Here is a 16,523-nt window from a genome sequence, read left to right on the forward strand (position 1 = left end):
CGCGCAATTTCAATGGAAATCAGAGGTCCGATTTCCATTGAAATTGCGGTCGACGGGTCAGCGGAGGGCCGCGCGGACGGCCTCGGGGATCGGTGTCTCGCCGTTGACGAGCTCCAGGGCACGCCTCGCCGCGGCGGGCTGGTCGAGCAGGGCGAGCAGCACCGCGGCGACGTCCGCGCGGGTCACCTCGGCCCGGTCAACCGATGCCGCCAGCGCGACGCGCCCGGTGGGTGGGTCGTCGGTCAGCCGGCCCGGCCGCAGGATCGTCCAGTCCAGCAATCTCGGCCGGAGGTCCTGCTCCGCCGCGCGCTTGGCGTCCAGGTACGCACCGAACACCGGGTCCACGTCCGGCGGGTTCGGGCGCGTCGTCCCCATCGAGCTGACCTGCAGGAATCGGCGAACTCCGGCCCGCTCGCAGGCGTCCGCCAGCAGCTCGGAGGCCGCGCGGTCCACGGTGTCCTTCCGCGACGCGCCGCTGCCCGGACCGGCCCCGGCGGCGAACACCGCGGCGTCCACATCGGACAGCAGAGCGGCGAGCGCATCGGCGTCGAGCCGCTCCAGATCGGCCAGCTGCGGCTGCACCCCATCGGCGCGGAGGTCGTCGGCGTGGTCGGGGTTGCGGATCAGCCCGAGCACGGCGTCACCGCGCTCGACGAGCATCGCCCCCAGGTGCCGCGCGATCTTCCCGTGCGCCCCGGCAATAACGATTCGCATGCCGCCCAACGTAAGCCACCCGGCGGGGCCGAGCAGGGCTGTCTTCGTCTTTGAAGCGGCGCAGCCGCTTAGCCCACCTACGCAACCGGCACCGCCGCGGGTTCTCAGGGGTCTTCTCGCGAGGACAGCCCCGACGTGGTGAATTGGTCATTCATGATGTCGGGGATCCCACAGCGAGAAGGCGCCTGAGGTTCCGCCACCCGCACCGCCACGCAAGGTGAGTTTGGAAACAGGCTTTCCACAGCCTGTGGACAACTCACCACAGGCTGTGGACAACTCGCCCCGTCGGTCGTGAGTGCGCAGCCGGGTGGCGCGCCCGATTGCGCTACGCACTCACGACCCGACCCCAGGGGCTGGCTTCGGGGTTCAGCGGCGCGACGGGGCGGGGGCCTCCGTCGCGAGCAGCTGCTGGTAGACGACCTCGTTCACCCAGCGGGACACCGCGGTGTGCTCGACCGGCGGGGCGTCGTCGAAGCATCGCCCGTCCAGCTCCACCTGCACGTCGTCGCCGTCCGCGCTGAGCACCGCGATGCCGAACTGGCGGGCGCGGATCAGGCAGGTCGAGGCGAAGTCCGGGGCCACCGCGACGTTGCGCGGCACCACGATGGCGGCGCTGGCGAACCGGGCGAACGGCACCGCGGCGGTCAGGGCGCTGCGCCAGTGCCGGGCCGGGGCGAGGACGCCGGTAACCCGGGCCGCGGGCGGCGGCACGCGCCCGTCCATCTCCGGCCACACCCAGGTGGCGATCTCGGCGCGGTCCAGCACCGGCCCGCTGCCGAAGCACAGGCGTTCGGCGTGCGCGTCGGGGAGCAGCTCGGCGGTCGCGATGATCTGCCGCCCGAGCAGCTTCACGGGCGGCAGCACGCTGCCCGCCCAACCCAACGTGTCCACCGACCGCTGGGCGAGCCGGCCCATGGAAGCGGCGAGCCCCAGCGGGGACCGAAGCTGCGTCGTCGAGCAGGCTCGGAGCTCGTCCTCGGTCCAGGCACGTCCCGGCATTCCGGTCACGGCGTTCCGCCTCCCTCAGGCACTGCGCTTGCACTCCGCGGCCTCCGACAACGGGGCCACTGCCGACTTAAACAGCTCGGAGCGGGTTTTGCGCTGCTCAACGGGGTCCCTGCGACCGGCGGCGGGCATCGGTCGGTGACTGGTCGACGAATGACATCAGGACTTCAGCCCAGCGATGCCGCCATTCAGGTGATGCCGGTACGGCACCTGCCAATCGGGTTTTCCGCGACCACCCAAGCCGAATTCGGCCGGTCCCGCAAAACGACCACCGGTGGGGCGGTCAGTGCGACAGCAGGTCGAGGTTGATCCGATCCTGCTCGACGAGCCGCTGGCGGATGCCCTCCGCGGCTGGCAGCAGCGGCTTGACCAGCTTCGAAACCTCCGCGCGGACGCTGTGCGCCACCACGCCGAGCGCCGCGACGACCGTGCCGCCCGCGTCGTGCACCGGGACCGCGACGGAGCAGTTCCCGAGCGTCATCTCCTCGTTGGCCTGCGCGAATCCCCGGCTTCGCACGGTCTGCAGCTCGCGCCCCAGCCGACCGGGCTCGGTGATGGTGTAAGCGGTGTAACGGGACAGCCCGCGTTCGCAGTACTGGTGCATCACCGCGCTCGGCGCATGGGCGAGCAGCACCTTGCCGACGCCGGTCGAGTGCAGCGGCAGCCGACCGCCGCTGCGCGAGATGATCGGCACGGCCCGCGGCGTGGTGAGCTTCTCGACGTAGACGACCTCCAGCCCGTCGCGGACCGCGAGGTGGACGTTGTCGTGGGTGTTCTGGCACAGCTCCTGCATGTACGGCAGGGCTATCTCGCGGAGCCGGCTGTTCACCGGCGCCAGCAGCCCGATCTCCCACAGCCGCAGCCCTATCGCGTAGCGGCCGTCGCCGTCGCGTTCCAGCGCGCCCCACATCTCCAGCTCGCGGACCAGCCGGTGCGCCGTGGCCAGCGGGATCTCCGCACGCCGGGCGATGGCGGTGAGGGTGAGCCGGGTGTGGTCGATGTCGAAGGCGGTGAGGACGCTGAGCGCCCGAGCCGTGACCGACCGGCCAGGATCCCGGCTGTTGCCCGCCATGACTTCCTCCCGTGCAGGTGCTTGAACTGTTCTGCGTAGCGGTGCCGGTAGCGGAGCAAGCTGCGAGGGCGGGCTGAGCGGCTGTGCCGCTGCGAGGACATGCACGTGCCCGCCTCCAGTGTCGACCCCGACGATGCGCAAAGCCCAGCACAGTCCGAGGCTGTCGCCAAGATCTGTTTTACCGCGCACCGGCGAGGTATCGGAGCGGCCATCAGGCGAGGCCGAGCAGGGCGGTGAACGCCTCGGCCTGTTCGACGTTGGCCAGGTGCGCGGCGTGCGGCAGCACTTCCAGCCGGGCGTTGGCACCGATCCCGGCGGCGATCGCGGCGCTGTGCTCCGGCGGCGTGACGGGATCTTCGGCCCCGGCGACGACCAGCGTCGGCGCGGTGATGGCGGGCAGGTCGGCGCGCAGATCAACGCGGCCGGTCAGCTCCGAGCACAGCGCGTACGCCTCGTCGTCGATGCTGGCGATCATCGCGGAGTAGATGGCGGTTTCGGCATGGCACTCGCGGAAGTGCGGGGTGAACCAACGCTCGATGGTCGGCGAGACCAGCTCGTTGGTGCCGTGCTCGCGGGCGGCGGCGGCCCGGTCGAGCTCGACCTGCTCCTGCCCCAGCCAGGCGGAGCTACAGCAGATGGTCAACGCCTCGATGCGGTCGCCGGCGTGCGCGCCCAGCCACAACCCGACCATCCCGCCGAGCGAGGAACCCATGAACGAAGCCCGCGGCACCGCCAGGTGGTCGAGCAGCGCGAGAACGTCCGCACCGAGCTCGGCCAGCGTGTAGGGGCCGGGCAGCACCGGGGATTCGCCGTGCCCGCGCTGGTTGTACCGAACCACGCGGTACGCGCCGTTGAGCGCGTCGAGCTGCGGATCCCACATCTCCCAGGTGCAGCCGAGAGCGTTGGACAGCACGAGAACGGGAGCGTCGGGCTGTCCGGTCTCCCGCCACTGAAGGCCGAGTCGTTCCCACCGAGTCACGGAAGTCCCCCTGTCAGCTCACAACCCAAGCAGCGCCCGCATCCGCGCGTACTTCCGTTCAAGCCGCTCCCGCGTCACCGCGTCCAGCACGGCCAACCGCGCGGGATCGGCGTTGTGCGCCAGATCGGCCTCCTTCACCAGCAACGCTCCAGGAGTTCCCAAGATCCGGGCGGCGTAGTCGGCGGGATCCTCATCGGGCCGCTTCGTCACAGCCAGCACGATCGCCTTGGTCTCGGGCGGCAGCGCGGCGGCCAGCAGCCACTCCTCGGAGAGGGCGTCGTCCTCGACGGCGTCGTGCAACCAGGCGGCAGCGACCTGCGCATCGCTGCCGCCCCGCTCCCGAACCCCGGAAGCGACGGCGGCCAGGTGCTCGACGTAGGGCCGCCCGGCCTTGTCGACCTGGCCGAGATGAGCGCGAGCGGCGATGGAAGCGACCTCATCGAGCCCCAGAACCGGACCAATCACACCGAAACCGTACAACCGAGCGCGAAGAAGAAACCTGTTCGCTGTCCGCTGAAGAAGAACCCGACCCCAAAGCCCCAAACCCCCCAAACCACGCGCAGAAGGCGGCCCAGCTCAACTAAAACCCAACAACGAGCGGGAAAAGCGACCTTCGCCACACCCTGAGCGAAGCACCCGAGGTTCCTGCTGGTCACGGGGGTCGTGAGCACTTTGGGGCGCCATAGCAACCCAAAACACGCACGACCCCCAACCAGCAACAACGGCAGAACCCCAAGAAAAGAAAGAAGAGCCACAAACCAGCCACCACGCCGCCCGAGGCCCGAAGAACCGAGGCCCCAAGCCACGGAGAACGGAAGACCGAGAGGCCAGGCCAAGCCGCGGAGAACCGACGAAGAGAAGCAGCGACCAGGCAAAAGACAGAAGGAAGAAGTGACAGCAGGAACAGGGAGGAGCAGAAGGAAGAAGCGACGTACCCCACAGGCTGGTCGCTGAACAGGCCGGGAACGCTCGAGAGGTGAGGAGCAGCACGAAAAGCGCCCACCGCACCGTGGGGGCCTACGGGGGCTCGGCCTCCGTATAGATATAGGAAGAGGCCCTCCCGGCGAAGCATGAGCCGGGAGGGCCTCTTACGTGGGCGAGGAGGGAGTTGAACCCTCACGTCCTTTCGGACACACGGACCTGAACCGTGCGCGTCTGCCATTCCGCCACTCGCCCGTGGCTTGCCTGGAAGCTTACCTTGCTCTCTTCCGGGCCTTGGCACCGGGGTCGCTTTCGCTTCCCGCTGCCCTGTTGGCGAGAAGAAGATTAGCACGGGCTGACGAGGGGGTTCGGCGGGGGGTTGGACGAGTTGGGAACAGGGCGGTGTCTTGACCCGTTGGCCCAGATACGATGGTCGCCAGGAGTCGTACGCGTGAAGGGATTTTGCCGTGGGCCTCGTGCAGCGCTTTGAGCGCCGACTCGAAGGCATCGTCGGTAACGGCTTTGCGCGCGTGTTCGGCGGAAAGGTCGTCCCTCAGGAGGTCGCCCAGGCTCTGCAGCGGGAAGCCGAGCTGCAGGTCCGGGAGCTTGCCGGGGGACGGCTGCTCGCTTGCAACCACTACGTGGTGCAACTGAGCCCGTCCGACCACGATCGGCTCACCGGCGATGAGGCCCGGGTGACCGACCTCCTCGCCGACTGCGTTCAGGAGCATCTCACCGAGCAGGGGTGGGACACATATGGTGACGTCGTAGTCTCCCTGGAGCGCTCTGAGACGCTGCACACGGGACAGTTTCGAATCAGCTCGACCGTCGACCCCGACGTGACTCGACGGCCGGCACAACCGCGTACCGCAGGAGACCGACCCATGAGCCAGCCACCAGGCCACTACCCCCAGGGAGATCCGTACAACCAGCAGGGGCAGTACGGCTACGACCAGGGTTACGGCCAAGGCCAAGACCCCAACTACGGCTACGGCCAGCAGCAGCCGCAGCAGCCCGGCTACGACCAGGGTTACGGCCAGCAGCCGCAGCCCGGTTACGACCAGGGCGGCTACGGCCAGCAGCCGCAGCAGGGTTACGACCAGGGCTACGGCCAGCCCGGCGGCTATGACCAGGGCTACGGCCAGCAGCCTCAGGGCTACGACCAGGGTTACGGCCAGCAGCCGCAGCAGGGCTACGACCAGGGCTACGGCCAGCCCGGTTTCGACCAGGGCTACGGCCAGCAGCCGGGTGGGGCGTACCCGCAGTCCGGCGGCTTCCCGGACCAGGGCGGCTACGGCCAGCAGCCCGGCGGCGCCTTCCCGCAGAGCGGCGGTTTCGCCGCGGGTGGCCCGCGCGGGCAGATGACCGCGACGCTGCACCTCGACGACGGTTCGAACCGCTCGTACACGCTGCAGCACGGCTCGAACATCATCGGCCGGGGCCAGGAGGGCCAGTTCCGCCTGCCGGACACCGGTGTGTCGCGCAAGCACATCGAGATCACCTGGGACGGCCAGAGCGCGATGTTGGCCGATCTCGGTTCGACGAATGGCACCACGGTGAACGGCACGCCGGTGCAGACTTGGCAGTTGGCAGACGGCGACGTGATCAGGGTGGGCCACTCGTCCCTGGTCTTCCGGGCTCAGCAGGCCTGAGCGCGGAAATCCGCGTCCGGACACGAGTAGGAGCGTTCACAACAAGTGCCAGAGCTGGTGATTCAGCTGACCAGAGCAGGGTTTCTCGCCCTGCTCTGGTTGTTCGTGCTGGCTGCGCTTCGCGTGGTTCGCTCGGATCTCTACTCGGCGTCCGGGATGCGGGTCCCGATTCCAGGTGCGAGTCGGCTCCCGGGCAAGCAGGCCCGGGGCAAGAGCAAGGCGCCCCGCCAGATGGTGGTGACGCACGGCGCTCTGGCCGGCACCCGCATCTCCCTGGACGGCCGGCCGATCCTGATCGGTCGCGCCGACGACTCCACGTTGGTCCTCGACGACGACTACGCGTCGACACGACACGCGAGATTGTCGCTTCGAGGCTCCGATTGGTACGTGGAGGATCTAGGCTCCACTAACGGCACATACCTCGATCGGGCGAAGGTCACGGGGCCGACCAAGGTCCCGCTCGGCGTTCCGATCAGAATCGGCAAGACGGTGATCGAGCTGCGCTCATGACCCTCGTCCTTCACTACGCAGCCCGCAGCGACCGCGGCCTGGTGCGCTCCAACAACCAGGACTCGGTCTATGCCGGCCCACGACTACTCGCCCTCGCGGACGGCATGGGTGGACATGCCGCCGGTGAGGTCGCCAGCAAGGTCGTCATCGCGGCGTTGGCGCCGTTGGACGACGACGAGCCCAGCGACGACCTGCTCGGGCAGCTCCGCGGTGCGGTGCTGGCCGGCAACGGTGCGATCGCCGAGCTGGTGGCCAACGACCCGGACCTGGAGGGGATGGGCACCACGCTCACCGCTGTGCTGTTCGCAGGCAGCAAGCTGGGTCTGGTGCACATCGGCGACTCCCGGGCCTATCTGGTCCGTGGCGGCGAGCTGACCCAGATAACCCACGACGACACCTTCGTGCAGTCGCTGATCGACGAAGGCCGGATCACCGAGGAGGAGGCCGCCAACCACCCGCAGCGCTCGCTGCTGCTGCACGCGTTGACCGGCCACGAGGTGGAACCGAGCCTGGCGATCCGGGAAGCCCGCGCCGGCGACCGCTACCTGCTCTGCTCGGACGGCCTGACCGGGCCGGTGAGCACCGAGACGATGGCGGAGGCGCTGCGCATCCCGGACCCGCAGCAATGCGCGGACCGGATGATCGAGCTCGCCCTCAAGGGCGGTGGTCCGGACAACGTGACCGTGATCATCGCCGACGTCGTCGACGTCGAGTTCGGCGACGACGCCCCGATCGTCGGGGGCGCGGCGGGAAATGGCGATGAGCATCCGCAACCCGATTCGTCGGCGGCGCGCGCATCCGCGGTGACCATGCCGCGGCCGCAGCCGCAGCGTTTCGAGCCCACCTCACCTCCGGCGGAGCGGCCGCGCAAGCGCCGCTGGCTGCGTTCGCTGTTGGTGACGTGCGGCGTGCTCATCGTGTTGGCCGCAATCGCACTGGTCGGGCGTTGGTGGGTGCTCAACCAGTACTACATCGGTGCGAACCGCGCCGACGAGGTGGTGATCTACCAAGGCGTGCAGGGCAGCATGCTCGGCGTTTCGCTGAACTGGCAGGTCGAGACGTCCTGCCCGGCGGACTCGGCGCAGGACTGCACGCCGATCAAGGTGACCGACCTGCAGGAGGCCCAGCGGCCGGACGTCCGCAACGGCATCACCGAGGTCAACGGGCTGCAGGAGGCCCGTGAGGCGATGCGGCGGCTCCGGATGACGGCGTTGCTGCCGGAGTGCCAGCAGCCGGAAGCCCCGACGCCGCCGCAGCAGCCGCCTCAGCAGCCGCCGGGTCAGCCCCAGCCGCCCGAGTCCACTCCGGACGCCACCCCGCTGCAGACGGAGGAGCAGAAACCGGGCGTGACCTGCCGGATGGTGAGTTGATGGCACAACCGGCCGCTACGACCGGAGCTGCCAGCGGGGCCCCCCGAGTCGATACTCGGCGGGGCACCGAGCTGTTCATGCTGGTTTGCTCGGCGGTGATCGTCACCTTCGCGCTGATCCTCGTGGAGCTCGCGCAGGAGCAGACGATCTCCCGGGAGCTCTTCTACTACGGGTTCGCGTTCCTCGCGCTCTACGGCGCCGCGCACTTCGGCGTGCGCCGCTGGGCGCCGTACGCCGACCCGCTGATCCTTCCGCTGGTGTCGCTGATCAACGGGATGGGCCTGGTGATGCTGCACCGGCTCGACCTGGCACCGGTGGTCGGCGCCCCGTACACGCCCAAGCAGATCGTGTTCACCACGGCGGGCGTGGTGCTGTTCATCCTGGTGCTGGTGTTCGTCAAGGACCACCGGACGCTGGCGCAGTACGGCTACACCTGCGGTTTCGTCGGGCTGGCGCTGCTGGCGCTGCCCGGCCTGCTGCCGTCGAGCATCTCCGAGGCCAACGGCGCGAAGCTGTGGATCAACCTGGGCTTCGTGTCCATCCAGCCGAACGAGTTCGCCAAGCTCCTGCTGCTGGTGTTCTTCGCCTCGTTCCTGGTGTCGAAGCGGGAGCTGTTCACCACGGCAGGCAAGCGGTTCCTCGGTGTGGACTGGCCGCGCCCGCGGGACCTGGCTCCGGTGATCGCGGCGTGGCTGCTGTCCATCGGCATCGTCGTGCTGGAGAAGGACCTGGGCACGTCCCTGCTGTTCTTCGGCATCGTGCTGGTGATGATCTACATCGCCACCGAGCGCGCGGTGTGGGTCTTCCTGGGCCTGTCGATGTTCGCGCTGGGCTGCATCATCGCCTTCAACCTGTTCGACCACGTCCAGGCCCGGGTGAACACCTGGTTGGACCCGCTGACCGAGGGGGCGGCGAACGACCAGCTGCGTTCCGCCCTTTTCGGCATGGCCAACGGCGGGATCGGCGGCTCCGGGCTGGGCTCGGGCATGCCGAACCTGACCCCGCTGTCGTTCAGCGACTTCATCATCCCGTCGCTGGCCGAGGAGCTCGGTCTGACCGGGCTGATGGCGCTGCTGATGCTGTACCTGCTGCTGATGATGCGCGGGCTGCGCAGCGCACTGGCGGTGCGCGACTCGTTCGGCAAGCTGTTCGCCGGCGGTCTGTCGTTCACCGTGGCGCTGCAGCTGTTCGTGGTCACCGGAGGTTCCACCGGGCTCATCCCGATGACCGGTCTCACCGCGCCGTTCCTCGCCTCGGGCGGTTCGTCGATGCTGGCGAACTACATGCTGATCGCGCTGCTCCTCCGGGTCTCCGACGCCGCGCGTCGCCCGCAGGCGCCCGCGAAGCAGAAGCCCAAGCAGGCTCCGATCGCGGAGGCACATACCGAATTGGTGGAGCGTCCCCGATGAACAAGCCGCTGCGCCGGGTGGCGCTGGCGATGATGGTGATGGTCGTGCTGCTGATGGGCAACGCGACGTACGTGCAGGTCATCCAGGCCGACGAGCTGCGCGAGCACGCGCTCAACAAGCGCACGCTGTACGAGGAGTACGCCCGGGAGCGAGGGCAGATCACCGCCGGCGGCCAGTCGCTGGCCAGTTCGGTCGCCAACGAGCACGACCGCTTCAAGTTCGTGCGCAACTACCCGAACGGGCCGCTGTACGCGCCGATGACCGGGTTCTACTCGTTCTACTACGGCTCCAACGGCATCGAGCGCGCCGAGGACAAGATCCTCAACGGCACGGACGACAGCATGGCGTTCGGCCGGCTGTCCGACATGATCACCGGGCGCGAGCCGCGCGGCGGCAGCGTGGAGCTGACCATCAACCCGGCGATGCAGCAGGTCGCCTACGAGCAGCTGACAAAGAAGGGCTTCCAGGGCTCCGTGGTGGCGCTGAACCCGTCGACCGGCGAGATCCTGTCGATGGTCAACGCGCCGTCCTACGACCCGAACCCGCTGGCCGCGGTGGACAACAACGCCGTCGCCGCGGAGTGGAACAAGCTGGACGCCGACAAGGACCGGCCGATGGCGAACCGGTCGGTGTCCGAGCTCTACCCGCCCGGTTCGACGTTCAAGCTGATCACCACGGCCGCCGCGCTGGAGAACGGGTACAACCCGAACAGCACGGTGGAGGACGCCGCGTCGATCACGCTGCCCCAGACCAGCACGCAGCTGCCGAACTACGGTGGCAAGCAGTGCGCGGGCAACACCCTGACCAAGGCGCTGGCGCACTCCTGCAACACCGCGTTCGCCAAGATCGCCGGGGAGCTCGGGCCGGACAAGATGCGCAAGACCGCCGCCGCGTTCGGCTTCGGCCAGGACCTGCAGATCCCGATGACCGTCGCCAAGTCGGACCTCGGCCCGATGGCCGACGCGGCCTCGCTGTACCAGAGCGGCATCGGCCAGCGCGACGTCCGCGTCACGCCGATGCAGAACGCGATGATGGCCGCCGCGATCGCCAACGGCGGCAAGCTGATGCAGCCGCAGCTGGTGAAGGCGACCCGCGCGCCGGACATGTCGGAGCTGGACACCCTCCGGCCGGAGGAGATGAGCGACGCCGTCTCCCCGCAGGTCGCCGCGATGCTGCGCGACATGATGATCCAGTCGGAGAAGAACACCAAGGGCGAGGGCAAGATCTCCGGCGTCGAGATCGCCTCGAAGACCGGTACCGCCCAGCACGGCGACGCCAAGGACCAGCCGCACGGCTGGTACGTCGCGTTCGCCCCGGCGGAGAACCCGACCATCGCCGTCGCGGTGATCGTCGAGAACGGCGGCGACGAGGGCACCGAGGCCACGGGTGGCTCCATCGCGGCGCCGATCGGCCGCGCGGTCATCCGGGCCGGTCTGCAGGGGGGTGGCTGACCCGTGCTGACCACCGGCCAGTTACTCGCCGACCGGTACCGCCTCGGCCAGCGGATCGCCGTCGGCGGGATGGGCGAGGTATGGCAGGCGGTGGACGTCCGGCTGGACCGGACCGTCGCCATCAAGGTGCTCAAGGCGGAGCTGTGCGGCGACGCCGAGTTCCTGCACCGCTTCCGCACCGAGGCCCGCACCACCGCGTCGCTGAACCACCCGGGGATCGCCGCGGTGCACGACTACGGTGAGACCGCCGCGATCCCGGACGGGCCGGAGGACACCGCGTACCTGGTGATGGAGCTGGTCGAGGGCGAGCCGCTGGCCGCGATCCTGGCCCGCGAACGCCGGATCAACACCGACCACACGCTGGACATGCTCGAGCAGGCGGGGCGGGCGCTGCAGGCCGCGCACGAACGCGGCCTGGTGCACCGGGACGTCAAGCCGGGCAACATCCTCATCACGCCCGAGGGCAAGGTGAAGCTGACCGACTTCGGCATCGCGAAGGCGGCCGACGCGGCACCGGTGACCCGCTCGGGAATGGTGATGGGGACCGCGCACTACATCGCGCCGGAGCAGGCGCTCGGCGACGACGCGACGCCGTCCAGCGACGTGTACTCGCTGGCCGTGGTCGGCTACGAGTGCCTGATGGGTCACCGCCCCTTCCTGTCCGACAACGCGGTGACGGTCGCGATGATGCACATCCGCGAGATCGCGCCGCCGCTGCCGCCGGACGTGCCGCCGGGCGTGCGGGCGCTGATCGAGGCGACGCTGGCGAAGGACCCGCGGCGGCGCTACGCCGACGGCGGCGAGTTCGCCAACGCCGTCGCCGCGGTGCGCGCGGGCCGGCCGCTGCCCACGCCGTCCTCGCTGGTGGTGCCGCAGCAGCGGCAGCAGCAGCTCAACGTCGCCGTGCCGAACACGGGCGTCCACCAGATGCCCGCGCAGCTGCCGCCGATGGGCAACACGTACCCGCCGGGGCTGATCCCGCCGCAGGCGCCGGCCCCGCAACTGCCGCCTCCGCAGGCGGCGGCACCGCGCACGAACAAGATCGTCGTCTGGCTGCTGGTGGCGGTGCTCGCGATAGCCTTGCTGCTCGCCGTCGGGGTGGCCACGTACTGGGTGGTCAACTTCAACGAGGGATTGGTCGAATCCGGCACTGTGACAACGCACAACCTGGATTCGGCAGCTGCTTTGGGCCAGACTTCGCTACGGCTCGCGCCCGGGATCGGGGCGGCACCGGCGGGGTGGCCGGACACGGAACTCGGGGGAACACCGCTGGTCGCCCGGCCGGTACCGATGGGATTGGGCGACTCGGCATGATGGGACGATCGTTGACAAGGATCGGAACGACGCTTCGATGAGTTCACCTCGACTTCTGTCCAACCGCTACGAGCTCGGTGAGACTCTCGGCTACGGCGGTATGTCCGAGGTGCACCGCGGCCGCGACACCAGGCTGAGCCGCGACGTGGCGGTGAAGATCCTCCGCGCCGACCTCGCCCGCGACCCCACGTTCCAGCTGCGGTTCCGCCGCGAGGCGCAGAACGCGGCGGCGCTGAACCACCCGGCGATCGTGGCCGTCTACGACACCGGCGAGACCGAGTCCGAGAGCGGGCCGCTGCCGTACATCGTGATGGAGTACGTCGACGGCCGGACGCTGCGCGACATCGTCAAGACCGAGGGCCCGCTGTCGCCGCGCCGGGCCATGGAGGTCATGGCGGACGCGTCGGCCGCGCTGGACTTCAGCCACCGCCACGGCATCGTGCACCGGGACGTCAAGCCCGCCAACATCATGATCACCCGCGGCGGCGCCGTGAAGGTGATGGACTTCGGCATCGCCCGCGCGCTGGCCGACGGACAGGCCGCGGTGACGCAGACCGCCGCGGTGATAGGAACCGCGCAGTACCTGTCGCCGGAGCAGGCCCGCGGCGAGGCGGTGGACGCGCGAAGCGACGTCTACGCCTCCGGCTGCGTGCTGTTCGAGCTGCTCACCGGGGAGCCGCCGTTCACCGGTGACTCGCCGGTCGCGGTGGCCTACCAGCACGTCCGGGAGGAGCCGCGCAAGCCCTCCGACGTCAACCCGACGACGCCGGCCTCGCTGGACGCCGTGGTGCTCAAGGCGTTGAGCAAGAACCCGGCGAACCGCTACCAGTCGGCCGCGGAGATGCGGGCCGACCTGGTGCGGGTGCTCTCCGGGCAGCGCCCGAAGGCGCCGATGATCATGTCCGAGGACGAGCGGACGGCGATGCTCACGCAGACCTCGGCGACCGAGCTGCTGACGCCGGGCCGCCACCGGTCGGTGGAGCGGGAGCCGGAGGAGGTCGACGCCGAAGGCGACCGCAAGCGCCGCAAGCACCGGATGATCGCGCTGGTCACGGCGGCCTGCGTGCTCGTGTTCGCGCTCGCCGCCTGGCTGGCGACGTGGGCGTTCACCTCGGAGCCGAAGCCGGAGGCGGCGCCGAACTTCTACGGCATGACCCGGGCGGCGGCGCAGGCCGAGGCCGATTCCAAGCAGTGGCGGATCAACTGGTGCCTGTCACCGTCCAGCGTCGACGATGTCAACAAGGTCGTCCGCCAGGACCCACCGGCGGCGACGCCGATCGTCAAGGAGACCCAGTCGATCAGGCTCTGCGCCGGCACCGGGCCGGGGAGTGTGCAGGTGCCGGACCTGACCGGCCTGAACATCGACGACGCCCAGAAGAAGCTGGAAGAGGCCGGGCTGAAGCTGGGGCTGACCCCGGAGTACCGCGAGACCGACGACTCCAAGCAGGTCGGCAGGGTCATGGACTGGAGCAAGCGGGGCGAGACCGTCACCCAGGGCACCACGATCTCCGTCGTGATCGGCGAGGCGCCCAGGATGGTCGACGTCCGGAACGTGGTCGGCATGCCCTTCGACACGGCGAAGGCCTACCTGGTCGGCGCCGGGTTCAAGGTCAGCAAGCAGGACCGCGACTCCGACCAGCCCGCGGGCACCGTGCTGGAGCAGTCCCCGTCGGGCGGCAGCAAGGCGAAGCCGAACAGCGAGATCGTCCTGGTGGTGTCCAACGGCGGGCAGATCAGCATCCCGTCGCTGGTCGGCATGACGCCCAGCCAAGCCGAGCAGGCCCTGCGGGAGCGCGGCTGGAACGGCAGCATCGTCGAGTCCGACCAGTCGACCACGGACAAGAACATGGACGGCAAGGTGGTCGGCTCGTCGCCGTCCGCCGGGCAGAAGGTGGGCAAGGACCAGCCGGTGACGCTGTACGTGGGCGACTACACCACGGATCCGACCACCAGCACGCCGGCCGACGGCGGGCTCTTCCCGCCGTTCGGCTGACCGCTTCGACGCGAAGGGCACCTGCCACCGGCTTGACCGGGGCGCAGGTGCCCTTTCGCTTCTTCCGACGGAAGATTCCGACGCCCTGCTGGCCCGTCCCCGCAGGGCGACGCCGCTGGGCCGGCGGAGACGTTCCGGGTCTCGGAGAACCAGGTCCGTCGTGGTCATCTCCTCAGCCGGCTGGCCGCCAACGCCTGGACCGCGGCCGAGCCGGGACTCGACGAAGCCCAGCCGGGTCTGCGCCTGGATTTCGGCACGCTGCTCCGACAGGACGCCCTGGACGGCTACCGCAAGCGCGCCCGCTAAGGGTGACGGCGGTCAGCGCCGCGCGGCGGCGGCGACCTGACGCATGCCGTTCTCGAGCTCGTCGACCAGGTGCCCGTCCACCGGGTGACCGGCCGAGGTCATCCAGTTCGCCAGCATCCGGTGGCCGCCGTCGGTGAGCACCGACTCGGGGTGGAACTGGACGCTCTCCACCGGCAGCTCCCGGTGCCGCATGCCCATCACGATGCCGGTCGCGGTCTTCGCGGTGATCTCGAAGTCGTCCGGGATCGTGTCCGCGCGGACGATCAGCGAGTGGTACCGGGTCGCGATGAACGGCTCCGGCAGCCCGGCGAACACGCCGGTACCGGAGTGGTGGATCTCGCTGACCTTGCCGTGCAGCAGCTCCGGCGCCCTCTCGACGACCCCGCCCCACACGGCGCCGACGGCCTGGTGCCCGAGGCACACGCCGAACACCGGCTTGCGCTCGGCGGCGCAGCGCTCGATCAGCTCCATCGTGCGCCCGGCACGATCCGGCGTCCCAGGACCCGGGCTGAGCAGGACGCCGTCGGCGGCGGCAACGTCGTCGTCGGTGACGACATCGTTGCGGCGCACGACGCAGTCCGCGCCCAACTGAGCGAGGTACTGCACGAGGTTGTAGACGAAGCTGTCGTAGTTGTCGACGACGAGTACGCGCACCCCGCCAGAGTACGCGGCGGGTAAAAACCGTTTCCAGACTCACCTTGCGGGGCGGTGCGGGTGGCGGTGCAAGTTACGTAGGTGGGCTAAGCGCCTCCGGCGCTTCAAAGATGAAGAACTGGGCAGCTCCAAAGGCAGCCCGGCTTGCTTTTCACCTGGTGGTGACGTCGTTGAACGGCAGCATCGGCTCGACCTGCGGGAACACCACGAACAGCAGCAGCGCGACGACGGCCGCGACCAGCAGCACGGCCTGCGCTGCCTTCACGGCGGTGCCGCCTGGCAGGCGCCGCCAGATCCACGCGTACATCAGCGTTCCTCCAGCTCGGCCGGCCGCAGCCCGGGATTCGCCGGGTCCTTTGGGTAATGCTTGACCAGCACGCCGTGCACGATCAGCCGCTGCTCGGCGGAGAACTCCGGGTGGCAGGTGGTGAGGGTGATCAGCCGGGTCTGCTGGTCGCGCGGCAGCAGCTCCGGCGGCTTCCCGGGCACCGGGAAGATCACCTCGCCCTGCTCGGGGAGGACGATGCTCCGGCCGACCACCTGCTCGTACGGCCCGCCGATGGGCGCCACGCCCGCGCACCTCGGGTCCGCCCCGCGCCCGTGCCAGCCCGCGACCTCGTCGGTCATCGGGAGCACGCGGTAGACGTACCAGTGCGTCGCGGTCTCGACGACCAGCGCGTCGCAGGAGCGCAGCTGGTCGAGGTCGTTGAACGGCGCGCCCTTGCCGATCCGGTGCCCGGCGACCGCGAAGTTGCCCTGCTCGCCGGGCCACGCCGTGCCGACGTAGTGCCCGGGCCCGGCGGCCAGCGTCTTCGCGTCGGTGCCCTCCAGCACGGCGAAGCGGAAGTCCGGGCCGAAGGCCGGGATGTGCAGCTGCGCGAACCAGGCGCCGGCGACCGGCGCGGGCGGCTCCGCCAGCGGCGGCGGGTGCTGCCACTGCTCCTGCAGCTGATCGGTGGCCTCGGCCTGCTTCTGCGCGGTGAACCAGTCCGTGACGTACACGGCGTAGAAGACGAACAGCAGCAACACCAGCCCCGCGGTGATCAGCAGTTCGCCCAGGACGTGCAGCGCCGTGCGCAGCCGTGCGGGCCGGCTCTCGGGCGGTGGTGCCACCATCAGCTCCGAGGAGGCCACGGTGTTCCTCTCCGGTCACGGCTTGGACCACGGGTTAGA

General features: G+C 69.6%; 15 protein-coding genes and 1 tRNA gene. 7 read left to right on the forward strand and 9 right to left on the reverse strand.

Annotated features, from left to right (window positions below):
- Positions 1-57 precede the first annotated feature (57 nt).
- The 6 genes from E1288_RS01270 to E1288_RS01295 all read right to left on the reverse strand — a co-directional run bounded on the left by E1288_RS01270 (position 58) and on the right by E1288_RS01295 (position 4,946).
- The gene (locus E1288_RS01270; protein WP_132479397.1) at positions 58-714 is read right to left on the reverse strand and encodes an SDR family oxidoreductase; all 657 of its coding nucleotides are present in this window, start codon (positions 712-714) and stop codon (positions 58-60) included.
- 366 nt (positions 715-1,080) lie between these two features.
- Entirely contained in the window at positions 1,081-1,713 is a 633-nt protein-coding gene (locus E1288_RS01275; RefSeq protein WP_207954119.1) for a hypothetical protein, read from the reverse strand.
- Positions 1,714-2,002: 289 nt separating this feature from the next.
- Positions 2,003-2,791 carry an IclR family transcriptional regulator gene (locus E1288_RS01280; RefSeq protein WP_132479399.1) on the reverse strand — a complete coding sequence of 263 codons (789 nt, stop codon included), beginning with the start codon at positions 2,789-2,791 and terminating at the stop codon, positions 2,003-2,005.
- Between the two features lie 211 nt (positions 2,792-3,002).
- Entirely contained in the window at positions 3,003-3,770 is a 768-nt protein-coding gene (pcaD, locus tag E1288_RS01285; RefSeq protein WP_132479400.1) for a 3-oxoadipate enol-lactonase, read from the reverse strand.
- A gap of 18 nt (positions 3,771-3,788) precedes the next feature.
- Positions 3,789-4,235: an HD domain-containing protein gene (locus E1288_RS01290; RefSeq protein WP_235883258.1), complete on the reverse strand. Its 447-nt coding sequence runs from the start codon at positions 4,233-4,235 to the stop codon at positions 3,789-3,791.
- 628 nt (positions 4,236-4,863) lie between these two features.
- Positions 4,864-4,946: transfer RNA gene (locus E1288_RS01295), tRNA-Leu, on the reverse strand.
- A gap of 212 nt (positions 4,947-5,158) precedes the next feature.
- Here E1288_RS01295 and E1288_RS01300 point away from each other — a divergent pair.
- The 7 genes from E1288_RS01300 to pknB are packed head-to-tail and all read left to right on the forward strand — an operon-like array spanning position 5,159 to position 14,390.
- A complete protein-coding gene (locus E1288_RS01300) occupies positions 5,159-6,343 on the forward strand; it encodes an FhaA domain-containing protein (protein ID WP_132479401.1) in 1,185 nt (394 codons plus the stop codon).
- Positions 6,344-6,388: 45 nt separating this feature from the next.
- Positions 6,389-6,853, forward strand: coding sequence for an FHA domain-containing protein FhaB/FipA (locus E1288_RS01305; RefSeq protein ID WP_132479402.1), 465 nt, complete (start codon positions 6,389-6,391; stop codon positions 6,851-6,853).
- The gene (locus tag E1288_RS01310; RefSeq protein WP_132479403.1) at positions 6,850-8,223 is read left to right on the forward strand and encodes a PP2C family protein-serine/threonine phosphatase; all 1,374 of its coding nucleotides are present in this window, start codon (positions 6,850-6,852) and stop codon (positions 8,221-8,223) included. Before E1288_RS01305 ends, E1288_RS01310 begins: the two co-directional genes overlap by 4 nt.
- Positions 8,223-9,632 carry an FtsW/RodA/SpoVE family cell cycle protein gene (locus E1288_RS01315; protein ID WP_132479404.1) on the forward strand — a complete coding sequence of 470 codons (1,410 nt, stop codon included), beginning with the start codon at positions 8,223-8,225 and terminating at the stop codon, positions 9,630-9,632. The genes E1288_RS01310 and E1288_RS01315 overlap by 1 nt, the downstream gene beginning before the upstream one ends.
- Positions 9,629-11,083 carry a peptidoglycan D,D-transpeptidase FtsI family protein gene (locus tag E1288_RS01320; RefSeq protein WP_132479405.1) on the forward strand — a complete coding sequence of 485 codons (1,455 nt, stop codon included), beginning with the start codon at positions 9,629-9,631 and terminating at the stop codon, positions 11,081-11,083. Before E1288_RS01315 ends, E1288_RS01320 begins: the two co-directional genes overlap by 4 nt.
- 3 nt (positions 11,084-11,086) lie before the next feature.
- Complete coding sequence (locus tag E1288_RS01325; protein WP_132479406.1) at positions 11,087-12,397, forward strand: serine/threonine-protein kinase; 1,311 nt, start codon at positions 11,087-11,089, stop codon at positions 12,395-12,397.
- Between the two features lie 37 nt (positions 12,398-12,434).
- Positions 12,435-14,390 (forward strand): Stk1 family PASTA domain-containing Ser/Thr kinase, encoded by a 1,956-nt coding sequence (gene pknB / locus E1288_RS01330; protein ID WP_132479407.1) that lies wholly within the window; start codon positions 12,435-12,437, stop codon positions 14,388-14,390.
- 318 nt (positions 14,391-14,708) lie between these two features.
- Here the strand turns inward: pknB and E1288_RS01340 are convergent, their stop codons facing one another.
- The 3 genes from E1288_RS01340 to E1288_RS01345 form a co-directional block, all read right to left on the reverse strand.
- The gene (locus tag E1288_RS01340; protein WP_132479408.1) at positions 14,709-15,350 is read right to left on the reverse strand and encodes an aminodeoxychorismate/anthranilate synthase component II; all 642 of its coding nucleotides are present in this window, start codon (positions 15,348-15,350) and stop codon (positions 14,709-14,711) included.
- 151 nt (positions 15,351-15,501) lie between these two features.
- Positions 15,502-15,657: a hypothetical protein gene (locus E1288_RS46675; RefSeq protein WP_165967925.1), complete on the reverse strand. Its 156-nt coding sequence runs from the start codon at positions 15,655-15,657 to the stop codon at positions 15,502-15,504.
- On the reverse strand, positions 15,657-16,484 hold the full coding sequence (locus E1288_RS01345; RefSeq protein WP_132479409.1) for a class E sortase: 828 nt from the start codon (positions 16,482-16,484) through the stop codon (positions 15,657-15,659). Before E1288_RS01345 ends, E1288_RS46675 begins: the two co-directional genes overlap by 1 nt.
- Positions 16,485-16,523: the final 39 nt, after the last annotated feature.

The organism is Saccharopolyspora elongata, assembly GCF_004348985.1.
Lineage (GTDB): Bacteria > Actinomycetota > Actinomycetes > Mycobacteriales > Pseudonocardiaceae > Saccharopolyspora > Saccharopolyspora elongata.

Coding starts and splice junctions, on each gene's coding strand:
- E1288_RS01270 (WP_132479397.1), bottom strand. CDS start 714: ATGCGAATCGTTATTGCCGGGGCGCACGGGAAGATCGCGCGGCACCTG.
- E1288_RS01275 (WP_207954119.1), bottom strand. CDS start 1,713: ATGCCGGGACGTGCCTGGACCGAGGACGAGCTCCGAGCCTGCTCGACG.
- E1288_RS01280 (WP_132479399.1), bottom strand. CDS start 2,791: ATGGCGGGCAACAGCCGGGATCCTGGCCGGTCGGTCACGGCTCGGGCG.
- E1288_RS01310 (WP_132479403.1), top strand. CDS start 6,850: ATGACCCTCGTCCTTCACTACGCAGCCCGCAGCGACCGCGGCCTGGTG.
- E1288_RS01315 (WP_132479404.1), top strand. CDS start 8,223: ATGGCACAACCGGCCGCTACGACCGGAGCTGCCAGCGGGGCCCCCCGA.
- E1288_RS01320 (WP_132479405.1), top strand. CDS start 9,629: ATGAACAAGCCGCTGCGCCGGGTGGCGCTGGCGATGATGGTGATGGTC.
- pknB (WP_132479407.1), top strand. CDS start 12,435: ATGAGTTCACCTCGACTTCTGTCCAACCGCTACGAGCTCGGTGAGACT.
- E1288_RS46675 (WP_165967925.1), bottom strand. CDS start 15,657: ATGTACGCGTGGATCTGGCGGCGCCTGCCAGGCGGCACCGCCGTGAAG.